Origin of the sequence: Promicromonospora sp. NPDC090134 (assembly GCF_044746965.1) — a bacterium.
Lineage (GTDB): Bacteria > Actinomycetota > Actinomycetes > Actinomycetales > Cellulomonadaceae > Promicromonospora.
Map to the genome: position 1 here is coordinate 644,956 of NZ_JBIVCZ010000001.1, position 20,442 is coordinate 665,397.

Here is a 20,442-nt window from a genome sequence, read left to right on the forward strand (position 1 = left end):
GTGCGCTGCCGTTCTGCTTCGCCCTGGTTCTACTTCGACGAAAGGGGTGCGTACCCTGGTCGGGTGAGTGAAACCCAGGCATCGCGCGAGTCCTCCGACGACGTGGAGGTGCGCGACGTCGTCGACCCGGCGACCGTGCGCCGCGCCCCGCGGTACAAGGCGTTCTTCCTGACCGGCGCGCTGGTCGGCGTCGTGCTCGGCCTGCTCCTGTCATTCTACCTGGTCAGCTCGCCCTCGGGCTCCGGGCTGATGAAGCCCGGCGTCTACGTCACGGTGCTGACCGCCTTCGTCACGATGGTGACCACCCTGCTGGCCGGCCTGTTCGCGGTGATCGCGGACCGCCGGAGCCTGCGCGGCCGCTGACGCGGAGGTCACATGCGAGGCCGGTCACGGAGATCCGGCCGCATGGGATACTCGGAACATGCCTCTGCGCGGAGATGGCCGACTCAACCACGACCTCATGCCCGGCGAGAAGGGCCCCCAGGACGCATGCGGCGTCTTCGGGGTCTGGGCACCCGGTGAGGAGGTCGCCAAGCTCGCGTACTTCGGTCTGTACGCCCTGCAGCACCGCGGACAGGAGTCCGCGGGCATCGCCACCAGCAACGGTGAGCAGATCCTCGTCTACAAGGACATGGGACTCGTCTCCCAGGTCTTCGACGAGACAGCCCTGAACGCACTGACCGGCCACATCGCAGTCGGGCACTGCCGGTACTCCACCACCGGTGGCGTGACCTGGGAGAACGCCCAGCCGACGCTCGGCGCCACGGCGTCGGGCACGGTGGCCCTCGGCCACAACGGCAACCTGACCAACTCGGCCGAGCTCGTCAACCTCGTGGCCGAGCGCTACGGCGCCCAGCGCCGCGGCGAGCTCGCCCGCGGCAACACCACGGACACGGCCCTGATCACCGCGCTCTTCGCGGGCGACGCCGACCACACGCTGGAGGCCACGGCCCTCGAGGTGCTGCCGCGGCTCCGCGGGGCCTTCTCCCTGGTCTTCATGGACGAGAACACCCTGTACGCGGCGCGCGACCCGCAGGGCGTGCGCCCGCTGGTGCTCGGCCGCCTCGACCGCGGCTGGGTGGTGGCCAGCGAGACCCCTGCCCTCGACATCGTGGGCGCCTCCTACGTGCGCGACGTCGAACCCGGCGAGCTCATCTGCATCGACGCCGACGGCATGCGCTCCGTGCGCTTCGCCCAGGCCGAGCGTGCGGCCTGCGTCTTCGAGTACGTGTACTTGGCCCGCCCGGACAACACGATCAACGGGCGCTCGGTGCACGCCGCGCGCGTCGAGATGGGCCGCACCCTGGCGCGCGAGCACCCGGTCGACGCCGACCTCGTGATCCCGACGCCGGAGTCCGGCACGCCGGCGGCCGTCGGCTACGCCGCGGAGTCCGGCATCCCGTTCGGGCAGGGCCTCACCAAGAACGCCTACGTGGGCCGCACGTTCATCCAGCCGTCCGACACGCTGCGGCAGCTCGGCATCCGCCTCAAGCTCAACCCGCTGCGCGAGGTCATCAAGGGCAAGCGCCTCGTGGTCGTGGACGACTCGATCGTGCGCGGCAACACCCAGCGCGCCCTGATCCGCATGCTGCGGGAGGCGGGCGCGGCCGAGGTGCACGTGCGCATCTCGTCGCCGCCGGTCAAGTGGCCCTGCTTCTACGGCATCGACTTTGCGTCGCGCGCGGAGCTCATCGCGAACGGCCTCGCGGTCGAGGAGATCGGCCAGTCGCTCGGCGCCGACAGCCTCGGCTACATCACCACCGAGGGCATGATCGCCGCGACCGAGCAGCCGAGCTCGCAGCTCTGTGCCGCCTGCTTCACGGGCAAGTACCCGATCGAGCTGCCCCCGGACGACCAGCTCGGCAAGCACCTCCTGGAGCAGGCGGAGCTTCCGCTCGGCCAGCCCGAGGACGGGCTCAAGCAGCTCACCGTGAGCACCGGCGGCTCGACCGCGCTCGACCACCCGTGACCCACGTACACCACCCGAACGACGCAGGAGCACCCGTGACTTCCGAAGGCCTGACGTACGCCGCCGCAGGCGTGGACACCGAGGCGGGCGACAAGGCCGTCGAGCTCATGAAGGACGCCGTACGGCGCACGCAGGGCCCGGCCGTGCTCGGTGGGGTGGGCGGCTTCGCCGGCCTGTACGACCTGTCGGCCTTCAAGAGCTACCGTGCGCCGCTGCTGGCGACGTCCACCGACGGCGTCGGTACCAAGGTTGCGATCGCGCAGGCCATGGACAAGCACGACACCATCGGGTTCGACCTGGTGGGCATGGTCGTGGACGACATCGTCGTGATGGGGGCCAAGCCGCTCTTCATGACCGACTACATCGCCACGGGCAAGGTCGTGCCGGAGCGCATCGCGGACATCGTGCGCGGCATCGCCCAGGCGTGCGAGGTGGCCGACACGGCCCTGGTGGGCGGTGAGACGGCCGAGCACCCGGGTCTCCTGGACCCGGACGAGTACGACGTCGCCGGCGCCGCCACTGGCATCGTGGAGGCCGACAAGGTGCTGGGCCCGGACCGGGTGCAGCCCGGTGACGTGCTCATCGCCCTCGCCTCGAGCGGCCTGCACTCCAACGGGTACTCCCTGGTGCGCGCCGTGATCAAGCACGCGGGCTGGGCGTTGGACCGGCACGTGGACGACCTGGGGCGTGCCCTGGGCGAGGAGCTCCTGGAGCCCACGCGCGTCTACGCCTCGGACTGCCTGGCGCTGGCCGCGGACGAGGCGGCGCAGGTTCACGCGTTCACGCACGTGACGGGCGGCGGGCTCGCGGCCAACCTGGCGCGCGTGCTGCCCGCCGGGCTCGTTGCGACGGTCGACCGCGCGTCCTGGGACGTGCCCGCCGTGTTCCAGATGGTGCGCAGCCTCGGGGGCGTGCCCCGGCGCGACCTGGAGAACACGCTGAACCTGGGTGTCGGCATGGTGGCCGTGGTGGGCGCCGACGGCGCCGACGCGGCACTCTCGCGACTGTCCGCGCTGGGCGTGCCGGCATGGACGCTGGGCAGCGTGGACACCCTGGATGCCTCAACGGCGCAGGAAGACCTGGTCGCGGGGACGAAGGGTGTGTCCGGCGGCGCGGTCAGGCTGGTGAACGACTACCGCTGAGGCAGTGGGCGGACCTGACCGAGGACCGGGCCTGGGGCCGGCGCAAACGCGCCGGCACCCTCAGCGCGTGTTGCCGTCCTGGTCTGCCCAGTCGGAGTACCTGTTGTCGTACTCCTCGTCCTCCGAGGATTCCCACCGCGACTGTGTCGCAACATCCGTGCGGGAGTCTCCGCTGAGCTCCTGCTCGAGGGCGTGATAATTGGTGTCCGGGCTGTAGTACTTCAGCTCGCGAGCAACCTTGGTCTGCTTAGCCTTCTGACGGCCGCGGCCCATGGCTCCGACCCCCCTCAACGTAGGAGCGGGGCGGCACCGTGCATGGACGTGCGGCCCCGTAGCGTTTCGTCTGTCCAGGTTCCAACGTTACATGCTGGTACGGCGTTTCTTCCAGTCCGTGGACGTGATTCGTCCCATCCGCCGATGTGACATTGGAGTCGTTCTGGCCCCCTACCGGCTCGTCGCGGCTGGCCCTTCGACCACTTCTTGACCGTTACATGGCATTTCTGGGGTCGACGGCGCTCTGGGTGAGGCTTCGGGCCGCCCCTCCCGGGCTATGCCGGCCGGGTGCTCCGAAGGTCCGGTCCGGCACTTTGCCGACTCGTGGCGGGCGTCCGGGCCCCGTTCGCACATGCGCTCGGGGTGGCCCCCGTGTCGCCCTGAGGGGCGGCGAAATGTCGGCGTCGGCGTGTCGCACGTGTCCGAGACTCGCCCGAAACGGGCGCGCGTGGCGAGCGGGGGAGAAAGTGAGGGAATAAACCCCGTCCCCAAGTCGCCTAAATCCCGTTTGCTGCTAACAATGGTGCAAGAGCGGGTGTCGTCAACCGCCTGGTACGGCCAGGCCGGCACCGTTCCGGAGGAGGTGCGGGGATGTCCATCCACGGAGAATCCGAGGTCCTGCTCACGCCTGCCGAGGTAGCGAGCTTGTTCCGTGTTGACCCCAAGACAGTAACGCGTTGGGCAAAAGCGGGAAAGCTCTCGTCGATCCGGACACTTGGCGGTCACCGCCGCTACAAGGAGTCCGAGGTTCGGGCGCTGCTCGGTGCGGCAGCGGACAGCTCGGGCGACACCGACAACTAGTCGGGCGTCGTTGACGGATTGGTCGGCAGGTAGGACGAAGGCGCGCCGGGTGCTGCCCCCCAGCTCAGCCCCGCGCGCGCCTGAGCACAGCGGTCACGACCACAGCGGTGCCGATGGCCACGAGCCCGATCGCGGCACCGAGCACAACCTTGGCGTTGCGGGCCCGGCGCGGATCTTGCGCCGGGCCGTTCTTGTTCCCGCCGTTCTTGTGCCCGAACGCCCCGGCCGCCATGGCCCCGGCGTCGCTCGCGGCCTGCTTGGCATCGTGTGCGATCCGTGACGCCTGGTATCCCGGGCTGAGGCGGGTGGTCAGCTCGTCGATGGACGCGGCGAGGTCGGCGCGGGTGCGGAGCACCTCGGCCTCGAGCTCGCGGCTGTTGGGCGTCGGCGGCGGTGTCGGAGTGCTCATCGCTGCATCCCCTCCTTGATCGACGTGATGTCGTCCTTGACGCGCTGGACGCTCTCGGGTGGGTTCGTGGCCTTCTTCAGCAGCTGGGCGCCCACGAGCGCCAGGATGATCACGACGAGCACCATGAAGCCGCCGATGGCGAGTGCCGACAGCCAGAGCGGCCACACGGTGCCCAGGCCGTACACGGCCGCCAGGAGCAGCACGCCGGCGGCGTACGCGAGGATCAGGAGCGCCACGACGAGCAGCCCGATACCGATGCCGGACTTCTTGGCCTTCTCGGCGAGCTCGGCCTTGGCCAGCTCGATCTCGGCACGGACGAGGCGTGAGGCCTGCTCGGAGACCTGCTCGACCAGCTTGCCCAGGGAGACCGGCTTCTCAGGTCCTGGCGTGCCCTCCGGGCCGCTACCTGCCGTTCCCGCCTGGCCGTCGATCTTCACGTCGTCGATCATCTGCCCTCCCGTGCCGCCGGTTTCGGCCTGCGCCGCTGAAGACAACTCAACAGGCCAAGAGCTCATGGGGCAATTCCTGGCGCGGCGTGGCTTCCAGTAAAAGGCATGAAGGGGATCACTCGCCAATGCGCAATTGCTGGAAGGAATTGCCTCAGGATGGTTCGCGAACGAAGTTCGAGGCGGTTACCGGGAGCCTCCCTCGATCCTCCTGATTCCCGGATGCCTGCCGAGCACCTCGAACGAGTTGGCGTGGCGCGCTCGGAGTCCGTGTTCGGCTTCGATGGTCAGGACGACCTGGACGGGGACCCAGAGAAGGGCCGTCCAGCGAGCGTTATGGTGTGGCGATCCGCTCGCCGGAAGGGCGACACCAAGACCAAGAAGTCTCGCCGCACGCTCGCTCTGCCGGCCGTTGTGGTGGCGTCGCTGCGGCTCCACCGGACTCGGCAGGTCGAGCGCGACATGAAGCTCGGGAGGGAGTGGGACCCGAACGGGTTCGTGTTCGGCACCCGCAACGGAACCATGATGAGTTCCCGGAACGTCGCCCGCGACGTTCGTCGAGCGCTCGCCAAGGTGCCGGGAATCGTCCCCGACGAGTGGACGCCGCGCGACTGGCGACACACCTGCACGTCGGTGATGTCGGCCGGAGAGGTGCCGCTGGAAGAGGTGTCCCGGACCCTCGGGCACAGCAGCACCGTCGTCACCGAACAGGTCTATCGGCACGAGCTGCGACCCATAATCCAGACAGCGGGGGCAAAGATGGACCGACCTTTTCCCGGTGAACGAGGTAGGCGTGGGCTGGCACATGGAACCTCTGTTCGGTCCAACTGAGGCAGAAGGTCGAAAGGTGCCTGATCAGTAGTACGGGTGTGCTCCGAGGGTGCGGCGGTTCGAGCGTCACATCCGGAACGGTCGGTAACTCAAGGCGCGGTCCACGATCTCCTCCGCAGTCGGCTCGTGATCGAATGCGTGGCCTGGGTAGAAGATGAGGTCTGCGCCGTGCGGATCCGGTACCGCCGCCTCGAATTGCGCCACTGCCCGGGTGGCTTCTGGCTCGCTCGCTCCTGGCGTGCCCGCCATGATGTAGCGCACGAGCGCAACCAGTTCGTCGCGAGACGTCTCGTGGCTCATCGCGATCCGCCTACTGTGCGTGACATTGGCCAAGTGTCCCGCGGCTTACTGCCCTTCGGCACCGAGCCTGCGTCGGCCTGGCCTAGGTCGAATGTCATGCAATCTGTCATGCAAGGTCAAAACGAAGCGGCCCGCACTCTCTGAGAGAGTGCGGGCCGCTTCGTAACCGCAGGTCACACGGTGTTTTTTGTGTGGCTCCGACCGGCGTCGATCCGGTGACCTTTCGATTTTCAGTCGAACGCTCTACCAACTGAGCTACAGAGCCCTAGCGCGAACGCCCGGATAGTCGAGACCGACAATCCGGGCGCCTCTCGCGCGACCCTGACGGGACTTGAACCCGCGACCTCCGCCGTGACAGGGCGGCGCGCTAACCAACTGCGCTACAGGGCCATGATCGCTACCCGCGATCGGGGGGCTTGTTTCGAGCCGTGAGTACCCTAACCCACCGCGGGCCAGAACCTGAAATCAGATCCCGGCGCCAGGTGGATGACCTGCCTCACAGCAGACGAAACCTGGCTCTTGCGAGCCGCTCCGTACCCCCAACGGGATTCGAACCCGTGCTACCGCCGTGAAAGGGCGGGGTCCTAGGCCGCTAGACGATGGGGGCCAAGACCGGGCAAGTCTACAGGCGGCCAGCTGCTCCGCCGCACGTCGGGAGTCGCGTCCGGGACGTGTCGAACGTCGGGGATGATGGGTCCGTGGTGGAGATGACGCGGGAGGACTTCGAGACGGCCGTCAGCGAGGGGCTGGACCTCGTGCCGCCCGACCTCGCGGCGCAGATGGACAACGTGGTGGTGCTCGTCGAGGACGACGCGCCCGCGGACGATCCCGAGCTCCTGGGGCTCTACGAGGGCGTGCCGCTCACGGAGCGCGACCACATGTGGGCCGCGGGGGCGCTGCCGGACCGCATCACCATCTTCCGGAACCCGACCCTCGCGATCTGCGACACGCGCGAGGACGTCGTCGAGGAGGTGGCGGTGACCGTGGTCCACGAGATCGCCCACCACTTCGGGATCGACGACGACCGCCTCCACGAGCTCGGCTGGGACTGAGCCAGGACCGACAGGCCCGGACGGACCCAGAGCCGACAAAGCCCCGGGTCGCGAAGCGAGGCTTCGCGACCCGGGGCTCGTGGTCCGGCTACCCGGTGCGGGACCGGGCGTCGGCGTACGGCTCAGTACTTCGTGCCGTACTCCCAGTGCCAGGCCTCCGGCTTGCTGCCGCCGGCCTGAGCCCAGCCCGGGTGCTTCCAGCCGAACTTCCCGGCGTTGGCGACCATCCAGGCGTGCTCGGCGCTGCCGAACGACTCGATGCCGCCCGACAGGTCCACGGCCTGGCCCAGGCCGTGGTTCGACGTGCCGGGCACGGCGGCCAGGGCGCCGCGGGAGGCGGCGACCGCCACCTGCTCCCCGTAGGAGCGGTAGCCGTCCGTCAGGTCCAGGCTCCGGCCGAACGTGCTGCGGAACGCGCGGTTCAGGTCCTCGAGCGCCACCGCGGCGTCGCACCGCAGCTGCTCGCCCGAGGCAAAGCTCAGCCCGCAGAGCACGCTCGACGGGATCTGCCCGTTGCCGTAGCTCTTCGCGGCCTTGGCCATCTCCTTGGCGTGCGCCGCAGCCTTCTCGCGGGCCACCTCGGCCTTGCGCTCGGCCTTGCGCTCGGCGCGGGCCTCGCGCCGCTCCTCGGCGGCCTTCTTCGCGGCGGCGATCTCCTCGGGCGTGGGGCCCGGCTTGACCGACACGACGGCGTCGCCGTCGGTCTTGGTGATGAGCCGCTGGAGCGACGTCGTCACCTTCTCGATCCGGTCGGCCGACGGCGCTGCCGCCGCGCTCTCCGCGGCAGCCTTGGCGTCCTCGGTGTCGGCGGACTTCTCCGCCTGCTCCGACTCCTCCGCCGACTCCTCCGCCGACTCTTGCGCCGCCGCGGTGCTCACGACCGAGTCGGCGAGCGGGGTGTCGAGGAGGGGAAGGCTCTCGGTCTGCTGCCCGCCGAGCGGGGTGACGCCCGCGGCCGCGACGGCCAGGTTCGTCGGGTTGGTGGCGTCGGCCGCGGTGTCCCGGGGGGCGGTGTCGGTGGTCCCGCTCCCGGCCGTGGTCGAGGCGGCGGCCGCGCGGTCGGCGAGCGACGCGCGCTCGGTGCTCCGGGAGGCGGCGGCGTTCTGCCGCAGCCCCGTGGCGGTGACGGCGGCGTCGCGGGCCCGGTCGAGCATGGTCCGCAGCTCCTTGGTGGCTGCCTGGAGCTTCTTGCGGTCCTTGACGGTGAGGTCGCCCTCGCGGGTCACGTAGTCGGCGTCCGTCAGGACGGCGTCCGCCTTCTCGGAGGCGGACCGCACCTTGGGGTCGGTCACGACGGCGCTGGTGATGGCGACCGCCGCGGGCTGCACGGCCGGCTCTGCGGCCGTCGTGGAGCCGTTCGCGGTGCCGTCGCTCCCGGTGAAGCTGACCGCCGCGGTGGTGGTCAGGGCGACCGTGGTGAGCGCGGCCGCGACCGCGAAGGACGAGCGGCGCAGCATCCGGCCGGATCGTGCGCTGTGTCCGGCTGCGGGGACGGCCGCGTGGGCACCCTGGGCGCCAGGCCGCCGCGTACGACGGGGGACGAGGGTGTGGTCTCCGGGCCTCAAGGGCGCTCCAGGCACTCGGGGGCTAGGGCAAGGCACACGGTGCGGTGCGCGACGGGGTTCGGCGTCTGGGGCACGCTGGCTTCCGTTCTGCGGCTGGGCACGGGCGACACCGTGAGGGGAGTTCCCCTCGGGGGGACGGCGAAGAATGCTCCGGCTGCTGACAGGCCACGGCGCGCAAGGGGGTCGCGCAGGCCATGGCGATCGCCGCGAAGAACGATGGCCCGAAGGCCCAGGGGGTGCGTTCCTCGCGACGACGTTTAATGTTGAACGACCGTCCAGGAGTTGCGTAACCCCCCTTTCGGAGGTATGGCTCACAAAAACCGGGCAGAGAGCGTGTCCCAGCCGTGAAGGCTGGACAACCCGGGGTGTGCGCGCTCACATTGAGGCGTTCGAGGCCATGTATCAGACTTCGGGCATGGCCCATCACGATCAGGCCGCGAACGGATCCGTGCCCACCCCCGCCGGACAACCCGTGACCGTGTCCATCCACCGCATCGTCCACCCCGACCACGTCCCGGAGGTCACCCGCTGGGTGCAGTCGGGAGTCAACCTCGCCAACCGCTGGGACGGGTTCCTCGGTTCGGGCTGGATCCGCGCCGCGGAGGGGTCCCGCGACTGGCACATGCTCTACCGCTTCGCCGACGCCGAGCGGCTCGCCGCCTGGGAGCAGTCCGCCGAGCGCCGGGACTGGCTCGCGCAGGGCACCGGTCTCGTCGAGGAGCTGCGCTACCAGCAGCGGACGGGCATCGAGGGCTGGTTCGAGGACCCGACGCGGGTGGACGAGCCGGCCGACGTCGCCGCCGTCGTCGTGCCGCCCCGGTGGAAGCAGGCCACGAGCATCTGGCTCGGGTTCTTTCCCGTGAACCTGGTGTTCACGGCACTGTTCACCTATCTCGTGCCCGGGTGGGGCGACGCGCACCTCGTGCTGAAGGTGTTGATCTCGACCCTGATCCTGACGCCGATCATGGCGTACTGGGTGCTGCCGTGGGTGACCCGCCGGCTCCACGGCTGGCTGCACAGCGCCTAGCCGCCCGACATGTCAGACGTACAGGTCACCGAGTGACCCGTACGTCTGACATGGGAGGCGCTACGCGTGGCCCAGCGCCAGTCGCTGTGCCGGGGCGTGCCCGCGGCGGCGCAGCCGGATCCCGCCCCGGCCCGGCACGGGCAGGACGGCCGCCTGGTCGGCCCGGCCGGCGAGCCAGCCCGTGAGCCGCTCGGGCCGGTCGGTGATCACGCCGTCCACGCCGATCCCGGAGTCGGCGGTCACGAGAGTGGTCCACGCCTCCGGGTCGTTCGCCGTCCAGGACATGACCCGCAGGCCCGCCGCGTGGAGGCGGGACACCAGCCGCGGGCTGCCCGCGATCGTGGCGACGGACGGGTTGCAGGCGACGACGTTGAGGCGCTCGCACAGGCGCAGCAGTCCGGGCGGGTCGAACGAGACGAGCAGGCCGCCGGGCAGGTGCGGCGCGACGTCGCGCACCGTCGCCACCGTGCCCGGCCAGAAGCTCTGCACCAGCACGCGGCGGTCGAACCCTGCGGCGTCGATGGTCGCCACGACCCGCTCGACCTGTTTCGCGTTCCAGGCGCCCTTGAGCTCCAGCAGCAGGTCCGTGCGGGGGTGGCGGGCGAGCACGGCGAGCACGTCGTCGAGCGTGGGGACACGCTGCCCCGAGAACGCGGGAGAGAAGTACGCCCCGGCGTCGAGCGCGAGCACCTCCCGCGCGGTGAGTGCGGCGACCTTGCCGGTGCCGTTGGTGGTGGCGTCGACCGTCTCGTCGTGGATCACCGCGCCCACGCCGTCGGCGGTCGGCTGAAGATCGATCTCGACGTAGTCGACGCCCGCGTGGCAGGCGGCCTCGATGGCGGCGAGGGTGTTCTGCGGGGCCACCGCGGAGTACCCACGGTGGGCGATGACTGCGGGACGAGCGGCCATGCTGACCTCCGGATCTGCGGCTCTGCTCGCCACGGTAGCCGCTGGCGGAGGCCCGTCCGGCGCCGTCGGGCGAATTCGAGGAGAGTTCCAGGAGCGTTCACCGTCCGGCCCCGGGGGCGCCGCGTCGGTCACCCCGGCGAAACCCGCCGGATGCGCGGATTCCCAGGGCCGGGTGGTTTCATGTGCGCCATGGTCCGTCCCGCACCGCTCGCCGTCGCCACCGTGACGCTGCTCCTTCTTCTTGCCGGCTGCTCCGCGGGTGGCGCGGGCCCGGAGGGCGACGGCGGGGCGAGCGCGACGCCGTCGGGCAGCGCGAGCGCCGCCACGAGCTCCGACCCGGACGCTCCCCTGGACGCGAACGAGGCCTGTTCCGCCATGTACGTCAAGGGTGACAAGACGCTCGAGGAGCGCATCGGCATCGCGCTCGTCGGCGCGAGCGACGGGCTCGACGCCGCCTCGGCGGACCAGATGCACGCGATGGCGCTGGAGCTCGGGCGGCTCGAGCAGCGCGTGCCCGAGGAGTTCCAGGGTCCGGTCGAGAAGATGCGGGTCCCGTTCCTCCAGCTCCAGAAGGCGCTCGACGACGGCACGGAGGAGCAGACCGAGCTCGACGTCGCCTCGACCGTCGAGGGGCTCAAGGAGTACGAGAAGCTCTGCTGACCGGCTCGAAGATGCCCTGGCCGGGCGTGAGCACGCCGCGCGGGTCGTAGCGGTCCTTGGCGCGCAGGACCGTGGGCCAGCTGTCGCCGTAGTGGGTGCGCCAGTCGGCCGGCGTCAGGCGCAGTGCGTTGACCGGGTACTGGGTGCCGCCGGCGGCGAGGACGCGGGCGTACAGCGCGGCGTTGTCGGCGATCAGGCGCTCGGCCTCGGCGTCGTCCGGCGGGCTCACCGCGCGCAGGAGCGCGAGCAGGAAGAAGACCTCGCCGTCGGGGACCCTCACCTGCGGCCGGGTGATCAGCGATCGCCGGGCCGGGTAGAGCAGGGCCACACCGCCGGCGTCGGCCGGGGTCAGCGTGGTGAGGAGCTCGGTGACGATCTCGTCGGTGGCGGCGTCCGGGAGGAAGACGTTGAGCCAGGGCCCGGGCAGGCGGAGCGCCTCGATCTGCTCCACGGTCTCGTAGACCCGGTTGAGCCACTCGAAGTACGGGAAGTCCATGACGTCGACGCCGGTCGGGTCCAGGCCGGCCAGCACGGACTCGTCGTCGGGCGGCTCGGCGGTGTACCAGGCACCGCTCTCCAGGATGAAGGCGAAGCCGTCGTCGTCCGTGGGGACGAGCTGGCCCTCCAGGTAGTCGAAGCGGCCGTCGGCCAGGGCGGTCCGCTGGGCCGCCGTCAGGTCGGTGATCCGGGGGTAGGTCAGCGTGTAGACGCGCGCCATGGCGGGCGCGGGCTCCAGGCGCACCGTGGCGCGCACGATGACGGCGAACTGGCCCAGCCCGCCGAGCACGGCCTCGAAGAGCTCGGGCTCGTGGTCCGCGGAGCAGGTGACCAGGCGGCCGTCGCCCGTGACCACCTGGAGCTCGACCGTGTTGTCCACGAGCATCCCGAAGTGCTGCGAGGCGCCGCCGATCCCGCCGACGCAGAGCGTCCCGCCCACCGAGAGGCCCAGGTAGTCGGTGCTCACCGGGGGCGCGATGCCGACGGCGAGCGTGGCGCGGACCAGGTCGAGCCACTGGACCCCGGCGTCGACGACCGCGTGGTCGGGCGTGATCTCGTGGATCGTGGCCAGGGTGCGCGAGTCGATCACGACGCCGGAGTCGGCCTGCGCCTGACCGAACGTCGAGTGGCCCTGGCCGCGCACGGCGACGACGAGCCCGTGCTCGTCGGCGAACCGGACCAGGGTCACGACGTCGTCCACCGAACCGGGGCGCAGCACGGCCCGGGGGCGATGGTGCGTCAGGTGCCCGTAGTCGGTGGCGGCCTCGGTGAGCGCCTCGTCGTCGGTGACGAGCTCGCCGTCGAGGTGGGGCACCTGAATCGCGGTGGAGTTGTCCGGAAGGCTGGTCAGCCAGCGGGAGTCGGCCGGGTCGAAAGCAACGACGGAGCCTGCCAGAAAGGTGCGACGGTCTAGCTGTGCCATGTGAGCCCCTTGGCTTTCAGGTGGGCGACTACGGTACAGGCCAGGGTAGGCGTGGCGTAAGGGCGTTCGACGGAAGCGCGAGGGTGGCAGTTTTCGCGTGGCGGAGGCGTATCACCGGAAACACCTTGCGCGCGACGGCGTCCGGTGCTGTCGTGGGCTGCCGGGCGCGGTGGCCTCAGGAGCAGCGGCCGGCGTGGATCGCCCTCGCCCGCGGGACGTCCCAGGTGGTCGAGTAGCCGTAGCCGCCGGGGCTGCGCGTGGTCGCCCCCAGGTACAGGTGGGCGTACGCCTCGGTGACGTGCTCGTGCACGGGCTTTCCGGTGGAGTCGCGGACGGCGCCCGGAGCTCCGGCGACCGGTGGCCTGGTGGTGCCGCAGCGCTGCTCGATCTCCGCGTGCGCGATCTCGTGGCGGGCCTGGTTCAGCAGGTACCTGCGAAACCAGTTGTTCCCGCTGCCGGCCACGGACATGTCGTCGGCGCCGTTGCCCAGCCGGATCAACCCTTTGCCGGGCGCCAGCACACCGCCCGGGGTGTAGCTCCCGGTGAGCAGCGCCCTGGACGCGGTGACGTAGCCGCGCCTGCCGCCCTCGTCCGCGGCCGCGAGCTGGAGGGTGACCCCGTACCTGGTGGCGAGCTGCCGGGCGGCGTCCGCGTGCGCGCGCCCGGCGGAGCCGGCGGGACCGCCGGCCACGGGTGCGCGCCGGGTGGCCAGGATCAGTCCCGTGGCGCCCTCGACGTAGACGACCTGCGCGTCGGAGGTGACGCTCCGGCACAGCCGGGTTCCCGCGGGTCTGGTCCGGCCGGCGGCTGAGCCGTCGGGTGCGCGCGTGGTCGGGGACTTGATCCAGACGTGGACGCCACGGCCGCCGTCGGGCAGCGGGCACCCTGCGGCCGCTGCTGCCGGCGTCGGTGCGACGCCCACCAGCAGGAGGGCCAGCGCGGTGAGAATGCGGGCCACGTTGCGCATGATGCCGTCCGCCTCGATGCTACGTATCCGCTGGGCGGACCGCAGGGCGGGAGTCCTGAGGAAGGCGAGTGCGCAGGTGAGAGGAGTGGGCCCCCCGGGGATCGAACCCGGAACCCGCGGATTAAAAGTCCGCTGCTCTGCCAGTTGAGCTAGAGGCCCGCGTGCCCGGCGACCGGGCGGCGCGAGTAGAAAGCCTACCGGTCAGCTTGAGGATGGTGGTGCGGCCCTCCGAGCGGGGCACCATACGTCTTCCGTCGGCGGCTGTCACGCGCTGTCCCACCCAGTGGGAGATATCGGGTTAAATGCGTCTCACGCTTGCGGAGAGGGGGAGGGCTTGGTTCGGTGGTCGGGACCACGAGAACCAATGTGAGGAGCTCATCGTGCTCACCGTGACTGACAACGCTCGTACCGCCGTCCAGGACCTTGCTCAGCAGGCCGGAGTGCCGGTCGAGGGCGGTCTGCGCATCGCGCAGGCCTCCGACCAGCCGGGGAACTTCGAGCTCGCGCTGGTTCCGGCCCCGCAGCCCGACGACCAGGTCGTCGACGCCTCGGGTTCCACCAACGTGTTCGTCGAGGCGCAGGCCGCACCTGCCCTGGACACGCTGACCCTGGACGCGGACCCGCGCGCCGAGGGTCCGGGATTCGTGCTCACGCCCACGGCGTGACCTTCCGACGCCCCCCGGGGCGTCGAACGGCCAAGGCCCCCGGGACGACCACCTGCCAGGTGGTTGCCGGGGGCCCTCGTCGTGCGGCGGACGGCGCCCTGGCGCCGGCGCGGGGACGGGTCAGAGCGCCACGCCGAGGATCCACGAACCGCCGAGCACCAGCGCGCCCAGGGTGACGAGCAGGAACAGCGCCACCCAGAAGAGGCCGCCGACGCCGGTCAGGCGGGCGAGCATGTCGGCGTCGGACGTCCGGGCCTGCCCGCGGGAGCGCTGCACCTGGAGCTCGAACACCGGACGCACCGCGCCGAGCAGCAGGAACCACGTCACGGCGTAGGCCACGGCGCTCTGCACCTCGGGTGCGAGGAACCACGTGACGAACACGAGGGCGGTACCGCTCACGAGGATGGACCACAGGCCGAACCAGTTGCGGATCTGCAGGAGCAGCAGCGCGAGCAGCGCCACGAGCAGCCACAGCAGGCCCACGGCGTAGCCGAGTTTCAGCAGCCAGGCCGCTCCGAGGCCGATGAGGCCCGGGCCCACGTAGCCGGCGAACGCCGTGATGACCATGCCCGGTCCGCGGGGCTTGCCGCGGGACACGGTGAGGCCAGACGTGTCGGAGTGCAGCCGGATGCCCTCGAGCTTGCGGCCCGTCAGCAGGGCGCCCAGGCCGTGCGACGCCTCGTGCGCGATGGTGATCACGTGCCGCGCGAGGTGCCACAGGGGCCGGAGGAAGACGACGACCAGCGCGATCGCCGCCATGGCCAGGACCATCAGGTCGGCCGGCGGGTCGACCGGGGTGACCGCGTTCGTCCAGATGGTGCCGAGCACGTCGCCGATGGTGGCGAACGGTCCGGCGGAGCTGGTCGTTGCGGAATACATGCGCCACATAGAACCACACCGAACGTGACGTGCGCCGCAGTCAGGGGCCGGCGAACGTGCGAGAATGTTCGGTCGTGGGCGGCATCGGCCGCCCGACGTCGTGGCCCCGGCCCGGGTGAGCAACCCGCCCGCCGGTGTGAGCACGGCGGACCACCGGCGCGGTACGCGCCGCCACCGAGCCCGAGAGGCCCAACTCCTTTGACTACCTTTGCCGACCTCGGTCTGCCCGCACCCGTGGTGCAGGTTCTGACGGACCGCGGCATCACCTCGCCGTTCCCCATCCAGACGGCGTCCCTGCCGGACTCCCTCGCCGGTCGCGACGTGCTCGGCCGCGGCCGCACCGGTTCCGGCAAGACCCTCGCGTTCGCGCTGCCGGTCGTGACGCGCCTGGCGACGTCCGGTGCCCGCTCCGCCGCGTCGGGCCAGCCGCGCCGTGTGGCCGGCCGCCCGCGTGCGCTGATCCTGGCCCCGACGCGTGAGCTCGCCAACCAGATCGACGAGTCGGTCGCGCCGCTGGCGCAGGCCCTCGGTCTGAAGACCACCACGATCTTCGGCGGCGTGGCGCAGTCGCGCCAGGTCACCGCGCTGAACGCAGGCGTCGACATCGTCATCGCCTGCCCCGGCCGCCTCGAGGACCTCCTCGGCCAGCGCCACCTCACGCTCGACGACGTCGAGATCACCGTGCTCGACGAGGCCGACCACATGGCCGACCTCGGCTTCCTGCCCGGCGTGAAGCGGATCCTCGACAAGACGGCCGCGCGCACGCAGCGCCTGCTGTTCTCGGCCACGCTCGACAACGGCGTGGACGTGCTGGTCAAGCGCTACCTGCACCAGCCGGTCACGCACTCCGTGGACGACGCCGCGGCGCCGCCGCCCCAGATGACGCACCACATCCTCGCCGTGGCCGACAAGGACGCGAAGAAGAACGTGGTGCAGCAGCTCGCGCAGGGCACCGGCCGCCGGGTCCTGTTCACGCGCACCAAGCACCAGGCCAAGAAGCTCGCCAAGCAGCTCACGGCCGCCGGCGTGCCCGCCGTCGACCTGCACGGCAACCTCGGCCAGGGCGCACGCGAGCGCAACCTCGCCGCGTTCTCGTCCGGCGAGGTCAGGGTGCTGGTCGCGACCGACATCGCCGCCCGCGGCATCCACGTCGACGACGTCGAGCTCGTGGTGCACGTGGACCCGCCCGCCGAGCACAAGGCGTACCTGCACCGCTCCGGCCGTACGGCGCGCGCCGGGTCCGGCGGCGACGTCGTGACCCTGATGCTCCCCGAGGAGCGCGGCGACGTGCGTGACCTGACCCGCAAGGCGAAGATCACCGCACGCCCGCAGGACGTCGCCCCCGGCGACGCCACCGTGACCCGCCTGGTCGGCGAGGTCGCGCCGTACGTCGAGTACGTGCCGCCGGCCCCGCAGCAGCAGCCGGCCCGTCAGGGCCAGCCCCGGCGGCAGGGCGGGCGTTCGCGGTCCGGTCAGGGCGGTTCCGGCCAGGGCGGCGCCCAGGGCGGGCGCCAGGGCTCCGGCCAGGGCGCGCAGGGCGGCGGCCGCCAGGGCCAGGCGCGCGGTCAGGGCACCGGCGGTTCCGGCCAGGCGGCGGGACAGCGCGGGGCCGCGCGTCCGGCGTCGGGCGGCGGGCGTACTGCCGCCGACCACTTCCCGCGGCCGGACGGCGCCGCCCCGCGGCGACGTCGGCGCGGTGGCCGGGGTCGCGGCGCGGGCAACGCGAACGCGTCCGCCGCGAGCTGACGTCCGGCCCTGGTACGAACGTGTGAGGCCTGCAGATCACTCCGATGGTCTGCAGGCCTTACGCGTTCGTAAGGTGGGAACAGCGTGTCCCGGCCCGGAGTTGCACTGCGCGGAGGTGTCGAGATGACCTACAAGATTTCGAAGTCCGACCAGGAGTGGCGCGAGCAGCTCTCGTCCCAGGAGTACGCGGTGCTGCGCCAGGCGGGCACGGAGCGGGCCTGGACGGGCGAGCTCCTCGACGAGAAGCGCACCGGCGTCTACCGGTGTCGGGCGTGCGACGCCGAGCTGTTCCGCTCGGACACCAAGTTCGACTCGCACTGCGGCTGGCCGTCGTTCTACAGCCCGCTCGCCGGCGACTCCGTCGAGCTGATCGAGGACCGCTCGCTGGGCATGGTGCGCACCGAGGTGCGCTGCGCCACCTGCGGCTCCCACCTGGGGCACGTGTTCGACGACGCGCCGCAGACCCCGACGGGCGACCGGTTCTGCATGAACTCGGTGAGCCTCACGTTCGAGGAGAGCTGACGCCGAGCGCGTCGTGCTGCCGGGCGCCCCGCTGACGGCGGGCGCACCGGTTCAGCGCAGGTTCTGCTTCCACGCCACGATGTCCGCCGAGTAACGGTTGAGGAGCCGGGCGAGCTGGGCCACGTCGTCGGTCTCCCAGGTCGTGAGCGCACCCTCCAGCATGGCGACCCGGCTGGTACGCGCCTGCTCGAAGCGGGTGCTGCCGTCCGGGGTCAGGGTGATGCGCTGCCCGCGGCTGTCGTCGGGGTCGACGGTGCGTTCCACGAGGCCGAGCTCGACCAGGCGGCTGAGCTGCCGCGAGACGGTGGCCCGCCCGACGCCGAAGTAGGCGGCCAGGTCCGAGCCCCGGGTGCCGGGCCGCTCGGCGATGTGCGCCAGGAGCGGGTACGCGCTGGCGTCGAGCTCGGGGTGCACCCGCTGGGCGATGGACGCCCCGTTGGACTGCGCCCGGCGGATCAGCAGCCGGATCTCGCGTTCCAGGCTCTCGTACGGCCCCGGGCCGTTCCCCGTCTCGTCGACGGTGTCGCCGCCGGCCCCCTTGCCGGTGGCGGCACCGTCGTCGGACGTGTCCGTGCTGGACCTGCCGTTACTCGAGAGCATGCGCCCATGATGACGGGTCAAGCGCCCGGATCACAGCCCGGGGGCACGAATTCCCCCGCTTGATCGCCCTATACCTCGACGGGGTCGAGGTCCTGGAGCTGGTCGATACCCGACCGGTGACCCAGCGGCACCTCCTTGATGAGGGAGACGCAGAGCAGCGCGATCAGGGCGAGCGGGACGGCGGCGAGGAAGATGTCCGCGATGCCGTTCGCGTAGGACTTCTCGACGACCTCGACCAGCAGGGCAGGGAGCGTCGAGAGATCGGGTAGCGTGCCGCCGCCGGAGGACAGCGCCGCAGGGTCGATCCCCTGCTTGACGAGCTCCGGTGCGATCGCGGTGACACCCTCCTTCAGGTTCTCCTTCACGCTGTGCCCCAGGATCGCGCCGAGGGCGGAGACGCCGATCGCGCCGCCGAGCGAGCGGAAGAACGTCACGGTGGACGTGCCCGAGCCCGAGTCCTTGATGTGCAGCGTGTTCTGCGTGGCGAGCACCATGTTCTGCATGAGCATGCCGACGCCCGCGCCGAGCACGAACAGGTAGATCGACACCAGCACGAACGAGGTGTGGTAGTCGAGCGTCGACAGGAGCAGCAGGCCGCCCGTCAGCAGCACGCCACCGACGACCATGAACGGCTTGTACCGGCCGGTCTTGGAGATGAGCTGCCCGCTGATCGTGGACGACAGGAACAGGCCGACCACCATCGGGATGGTGTACAGGCCGGACTCGGTGGGCGTCTTGCCGCGCGAGAGCTGCATGTACTGGCTCAGGAACACCGAGGAGCCGAACATCGCGACGCCCACGGCGACCGAGCCGATCACGGCGAGCACGAGCGTGCGGTTCTTGAACAGGTACATGGGGATGAGCGGGTTCTTGACCCGCAGCTCCACGAGTACCGCGATGGCCAGGATCGCCAGGGAGCCGCCGACCATCGCGGCCGTCTGCCAGGAGATCCAGTCGAACTTGCTGCCCGCGAAGGTGATCCACAGCAGCAGGGTGGCGATGCCGACCGAGATCAGCGTGGCGCCGATGACGTCGATCCGGGCCGAGCCGCGGGGGCGCTTGGGGAGCTTGAGCGTCATCTGCAGCACGATGATCGAGGCGATCGCGAACGGCAGGCCCACGAAGAAGTTCCAGCGCCAGCTGATGGCGTCGGTGAGGAAGCCACCGAGGATCGGGCCGCCGACCATGCCGATACCCATGATCGAGCCCATGAGGCCCATGTACCGGCCGCGCTGGCGCGGGCTGATGATGTCCGCGATGAGCACGGCGGCCAGGGACTGCAGGCCGCCCGCACCAATGCCCTGGAAGGCGCGGAACGTGATGAGCTGGCCGACGTCCTGCGAGAAGCCCGCGGCGGCCGCGGACAGCACCGAGATGACCAGTGCGATCTGGATCAGGGTCTTGCGGTTGGTGAGGTCGGCGAGCTTGCCCCAGATCGGGGTCGAGATCGTCGAGGTCAGCAGGGTCGCCGTCACAACCCAGGTGAAGGCCGACTGACCGCCCTCGAGGTCGGTGATGATCTTCGGCAGGGACGACGAGACGACGGACATCGCGAGGACCGACACGAACATGCCGAGGAGAATCCCGGACAGTGCCCGGAGAACCTCGGTGTGCGTCATGGCGGGCGGTTCGCCCTGGAGGTGGTCGGGCTCGGCCACCGTGGTCGTGGTGTTGGGGCTGGTCATGCACACTCCTGCTGGTTCTGGGGCGTTCTCCGGTGCGTGGTGTTCGCACTGATGGTGTCGACGAGGCGGTCCAGCGTGCGGGTCGCCTGGTCGAGGTCTTCGGGCGACCAGGCGGCGAACGCCTGGTCGATCAGCTTCTTGTACTGCTCGGTGGCCTCGGCAGCGAGGGCCCGGCCGGCGTCGGTCAGCTCGACGGTGCGGACCCGGCGGTCCTCGTCGTCGACGGTCCGGACGACGTACCCGGCGTCGGCCAGCGTGCTGACCTGGCGGCTCGCGACCGACAGGTCGACGCGCTGGCGCGCGGCGATGTCGGACAGGGAGACCGGGCCGCACTTGGCGAGCAGGTGCAGCACGGCGACGCCGGCCCTGGGCCAGTCGAGCTCGTGGGCGATACGTGCCGCCGCCTCCCGCTGGGCGCGGGACAGACTCTGGAGCGCGGTGATCAGGGCGACGGCGGGTGCTTCGGTGCCGGACGACGTCCGGCTGCTGTGGGAAGTCATGGGTGCCTCGCGGTGGAGTCCCGCACGGTTGATTGCCCCGCACGGTTGATTGCTTAGAGCAACTATATCCGGAT

The 20,442-nt window shown here is 70.9% G+C and carries 23 protein-coding genes and 4 tRNA genes; 11 read left to right on the plus strand and 16 right to left on the minus strand.

What is annotated here, in order from left to right:
* The first annotated feature begins 63 nt into the window (after nucleotides 1–63).
* The 3 genes from ACIPN7_RS02800 to purM are packed head-to-tail and all read left to right on the plus strand — an operon-like array spanning nucleotide 64 to nucleotide 3,111.
* The gene (locus tag ACIPN7_RS02800) at nucleotides 64–363 is read left to right on the plus strand and encodes a hypothetical protein (protein WP_400537767.1); all 300 of its coding nucleotides are present in this window, start codon (nucleotides 64–66) and stop codon (nucleotides 361–363) included.
* A gap of 58 nt (nucleotides 364–421) precedes the next feature.
* Nucleotides 422–1,969 carry an amidophosphoribosyltransferase gene (purF, locus tag ACIPN7_RS02805; RefSeq protein WP_285108684.1) on the plus strand — a complete coding sequence of 516 codons (1,548 nt, stop codon included), beginning with the start codon at nucleotides 422–424 and terminating at the stop codon, nucleotides 1,967–1,969.
* Between the two features lie 35 nt (nucleotides 1,970–2,004).
* The gene (gene purM, locus ACIPN7_RS02810; protein WP_400537769.1) at nucleotides 2,005–3,111 is read left to right on the plus strand and encodes a phosphoribosylformylglycinamidine cyclo-ligase; all 1,107 of its coding nucleotides are present in this window, start codon (nucleotides 2,005–2,007) and stop codon (nucleotides 3,109–3,111) included.
* Between the two features lie 60 nt (nucleotides 3,112–3,171).
* On the opposite strand, the gene ACIPN7_RS02815 is transcribed toward purM, so the two are convergent.
* Nucleotides 3,172–3,384, minus strand: coding sequence for a DUF3073 domain-containing protein (locus tag ACIPN7_RS02815; RefSeq protein WP_182620269.1), 213 nt, complete (start codon nucleotides 3,382–3,384; stop codon nucleotides 3,172–3,174).
* Between the two features lie 591 nt (nucleotides 3,385–3,975).
* Between ACIPN7_RS02815 and ACIPN7_RS02820 the strand changes: the two genes are divergently transcribed.
* Nucleotides 3,976–4,185, plus strand: coding sequence for a BldC family transcriptional regulator (locus tag ACIPN7_RS02820; protein WP_026365760.1), 210 nt, complete (start codon nucleotides 3,976–3,978; stop codon nucleotides 4,183–4,185).
* A gap of 64 nt (nucleotides 4,186–4,249) precedes the next feature.
* Here ACIPN7_RS02820 and ACIPN7_RS02825 read toward each other — a convergent pair whose 3' ends face one another.
* Nucleotides 4,250–4,594, minus strand: a complete 345-nt coding sequence (locus ACIPN7_RS02825; RefSeq protein ID WP_400537772.1) for a DUF3618 domain-containing protein — start codon at nucleotides 4,592–4,594, stop codon at nucleotides 4,250–4,252.
* A complete protein-coding gene (locus ACIPN7_RS02830; protein WP_400537774.1) occupies nucleotides 4,591–5,043 on the minus strand; it encodes a phage holin family protein in 453 nt (150 codons plus the stop codon). The genes ACIPN7_RS02825 and ACIPN7_RS02830 overlap by 4 nt, the downstream gene beginning before the upstream one ends.
* 249 nt (nucleotides 5,044–5,292) lie before the next feature.
* Between ACIPN7_RS02830 and xerC the strand changes: the two genes are divergently transcribed.
* On the plus strand, nucleotides 5,293–5,871 hold the full coding sequence (gene xerC / locus ACIPN7_RS02835; RefSeq protein ID WP_400537776.1) for a tyrosine recombinase XerC: 579 nt from the start codon (nucleotides 5,293–5,295) through the stop codon (nucleotides 5,869–5,871).
* A 66-nt stretch (nucleotides 5,872–5,937) separates the two neighbouring features.
* Here the strand turns inward: xerC and ACIPN7_RS02840 are convergent, their stop codons facing one another.
* From ACIPN7_RS02840 to ACIPN7_RS02855, 4 genes are all read right to left on the minus strand, one after another.
* The gene (locus ACIPN7_RS02840) at nucleotides 5,938–6,171 is read right to left on the minus strand and encodes a bacteriocin immunity protein (protein WP_400537778.1); all 234 of its coding nucleotides are present in this window, start codon (nucleotides 6,169–6,171) and stop codon (nucleotides 5,938–5,940) included.
* Nucleotides 6,172–6,363: 192 nt separating this feature from the next.
* Nucleotides 6,364–6,436: transfer RNA gene (locus tag ACIPN7_RS02845), tRNA-Phe, on the minus strand.
* 51 nt (nucleotides 6,437–6,487) lie between these two features.
* Nucleotides 6,488–6,561, minus strand: a tRNA-Asp gene (locus ACIPN7_RS02850).
* Between the two features lie 144 nt (nucleotides 6,562–6,705).
* Nucleotides 6,706–6,778: transfer RNA gene (locus ACIPN7_RS02855), tRNA-Glu, on the minus strand.
* A 100-nt stretch (nucleotides 6,779–6,878) separates the two neighbouring features.
* On the opposite strand from ACIPN7_RS02855, the gene ACIPN7_RS02860 reads away from it, so the two are divergent.
* Nucleotides 6,879–7,223, plus strand: a complete 345-nt coding sequence (locus ACIPN7_RS02860) for a metallopeptidase family protein (RefSeq protein WP_377232010.1) — start codon at nucleotides 6,879–6,881, stop codon at nucleotides 7,221–7,223.
* Between the two features lie 122 nt (nucleotides 7,224–7,345).
* On the opposite strand, the gene ACIPN7_RS02865 is transcribed toward ACIPN7_RS02860, so the two are convergent.
* Entirely contained in the window at nucleotides 7,346–8,680 is a 1,335-nt protein-coding gene (locus ACIPN7_RS02865) for a M15 family metallopeptidase (protein WP_400537780.1), read from the minus strand.
* A gap of 523 nt (nucleotides 8,681–9,203) precedes the next feature.
* Between ACIPN7_RS02865 and ACIPN7_RS02870 the strand changes: the two genes are divergently transcribed.
* A complete protein-coding gene (locus ACIPN7_RS02870; protein ID WP_400537782.1) occupies nucleotides 9,204–9,815 on the plus strand; it encodes an antibiotic biosynthesis monooxygenase in 612 nt (203 codons plus the stop codon).
* Between the two features lie 60 nt (nucleotides 9,816–9,875).
* On the opposite strand, the gene ACIPN7_RS02875 is transcribed toward ACIPN7_RS02870, so the two are convergent.
* Nucleotides 9,876–10,724 carry a glycerophosphodiester phosphodiesterase gene (locus tag ACIPN7_RS02875; RefSeq protein WP_400537784.1) on the minus strand — a complete coding sequence of 283 codons (849 nt, stop codon included), beginning with the start codon at nucleotides 10,722–10,724 and terminating at the stop codon, nucleotides 9,876–9,878.
* A 189-nt stretch (nucleotides 10,725–10,913) separates the two neighbouring features.
* Here ACIPN7_RS02875 and ACIPN7_RS02880 point away from each other — a divergent pair, with 189 nt between their 5' ends.
* On the plus strand, nucleotides 10,914–11,384 hold the full coding sequence (locus ACIPN7_RS02880) for a hypothetical protein (RefSeq protein ID WP_400537786.1): 471 nt from the start codon (nucleotides 10,914–10,916) through the stop codon (nucleotides 11,382–11,384).
* On the opposite strand, the gene ACIPN7_RS02885 is transcribed toward ACIPN7_RS02880, so the two are convergent.
* From ACIPN7_RS02885 to ACIPN7_RS02895, 3 genes are all read right to left on the minus strand, one after another.
* Nucleotides 11,359–12,804: an FAD-binding protein gene (locus ACIPN7_RS02885; RefSeq protein ID WP_400537788.1), complete on the minus strand. Its 1,446-nt coding sequence runs from the start codon at nucleotides 12,802–12,804 to the stop codon at nucleotides 11,359–11,361. The two genes, ACIPN7_RS02880 and ACIPN7_RS02885, sit on opposite strands and share 26 nt — an antisense overlap.
* A gap of 175 nt (nucleotides 12,805–12,979) precedes the next feature.
* Nucleotides 12,980–13,762, minus strand: coding sequence for a hypothetical protein (locus ACIPN7_RS02890; RefSeq protein WP_400537790.1), 783 nt, complete (start codon nucleotides 13,760–13,762; stop codon nucleotides 12,980–12,982).
* A gap of 95 nt (nucleotides 13,763–13,857) precedes the next feature.
* Nucleotides 13,858–13,930, minus strand: a tRNA-Lys gene (locus ACIPN7_RS02895).
* Between the two features lie 221 nt (nucleotides 13,931–14,151).
* Here ACIPN7_RS02895 and ACIPN7_RS02900 point away from each other — a divergent pair.
* Nucleotides 14,152–14,436, plus strand: coding sequence for an iron-sulfur cluster biosynthesis family protein (locus tag ACIPN7_RS02900; RefSeq protein ID WP_285108667.1), 285 nt, complete (start codon nucleotides 14,152–14,154; stop codon nucleotides 14,434–14,436).
* A gap of 120 nt (nucleotides 14,437–14,556) precedes the next feature.
* Here the strand turns inward: ACIPN7_RS02900 and ACIPN7_RS02905 are convergent, their stop codons facing one another.
* Nucleotides 14,557–15,324 (minus strand): M50 family metallopeptidase, encoded by a 768-nt coding sequence (locus ACIPN7_RS02905; RefSeq protein ID WP_400537793.1) that lies wholly within the window; start codon nucleotides 15,322–15,324, stop codon nucleotides 14,557–14,559.
* Nucleotides 15,325–15,513: 189 nt separating this feature from the next.
* On the opposite strand from ACIPN7_RS02905, the gene ACIPN7_RS02910 reads away from it, so the two are divergent.
* Nucleotides 15,514–17,061 carry a DEAD/DEAH box helicase gene (locus ACIPN7_RS02910; RefSeq protein ID WP_400537795.1) on the plus strand — a complete coding sequence of 516 codons (1,548 nt, stop codon included), beginning with the start codon at nucleotides 15,514–15,516 and terminating at the stop codon, nucleotides 17,059–17,061.
* 123 nt (nucleotides 17,062–17,184) lie between these two features.
* A complete protein-coding gene (gene msrB / locus ACIPN7_RS02915; RefSeq protein WP_108495362.1) occupies nucleotides 17,185–17,583 on the plus strand; it encodes a peptide-methionine (R)-S-oxide reductase MsrB in 399 nt (132 codons plus the stop codon).
* Between the two features lie 51 nt (nucleotides 17,584–17,634).
* Here msrB and ACIPN7_RS02920 read toward each other — a convergent pair whose 3' ends face one another.
* The 3 genes from ACIPN7_RS02920 to ACIPN7_RS02930 form a co-directional block, all read right to left on the minus strand.
* Entirely contained in the window at nucleotides 17,635–18,183 is a 549-nt protein-coding gene (locus ACIPN7_RS02920; RefSeq protein WP_400537797.1) for a MarR family winged helix-turn-helix transcriptional regulator, read from the minus strand.
* 68 nt (nucleotides 18,184–18,251) lie between these two features.
* Entirely contained in the window at nucleotides 18,252–19,868 is a 1,617-nt protein-coding gene (locus ACIPN7_RS02925; protein ID WP_400537799.1) for an MDR family MFS transporter, read from the minus strand.
* The gene (locus ACIPN7_RS02930) at nucleotides 19,865–20,368 is read right to left on the minus strand and encodes a MarR family winged helix-turn-helix transcriptional regulator (protein WP_400537801.1); all 504 of its coding nucleotides are present in this window, start codon (nucleotides 20,366–20,368) and stop codon (nucleotides 19,865–19,867) included. Before ACIPN7_RS02930 ends, ACIPN7_RS02925 begins: the two co-directional genes overlap by 4 nt.
* Between the last annotated feature and the right edge of the window lie 74 nt (nucleotides 20,369–20,442).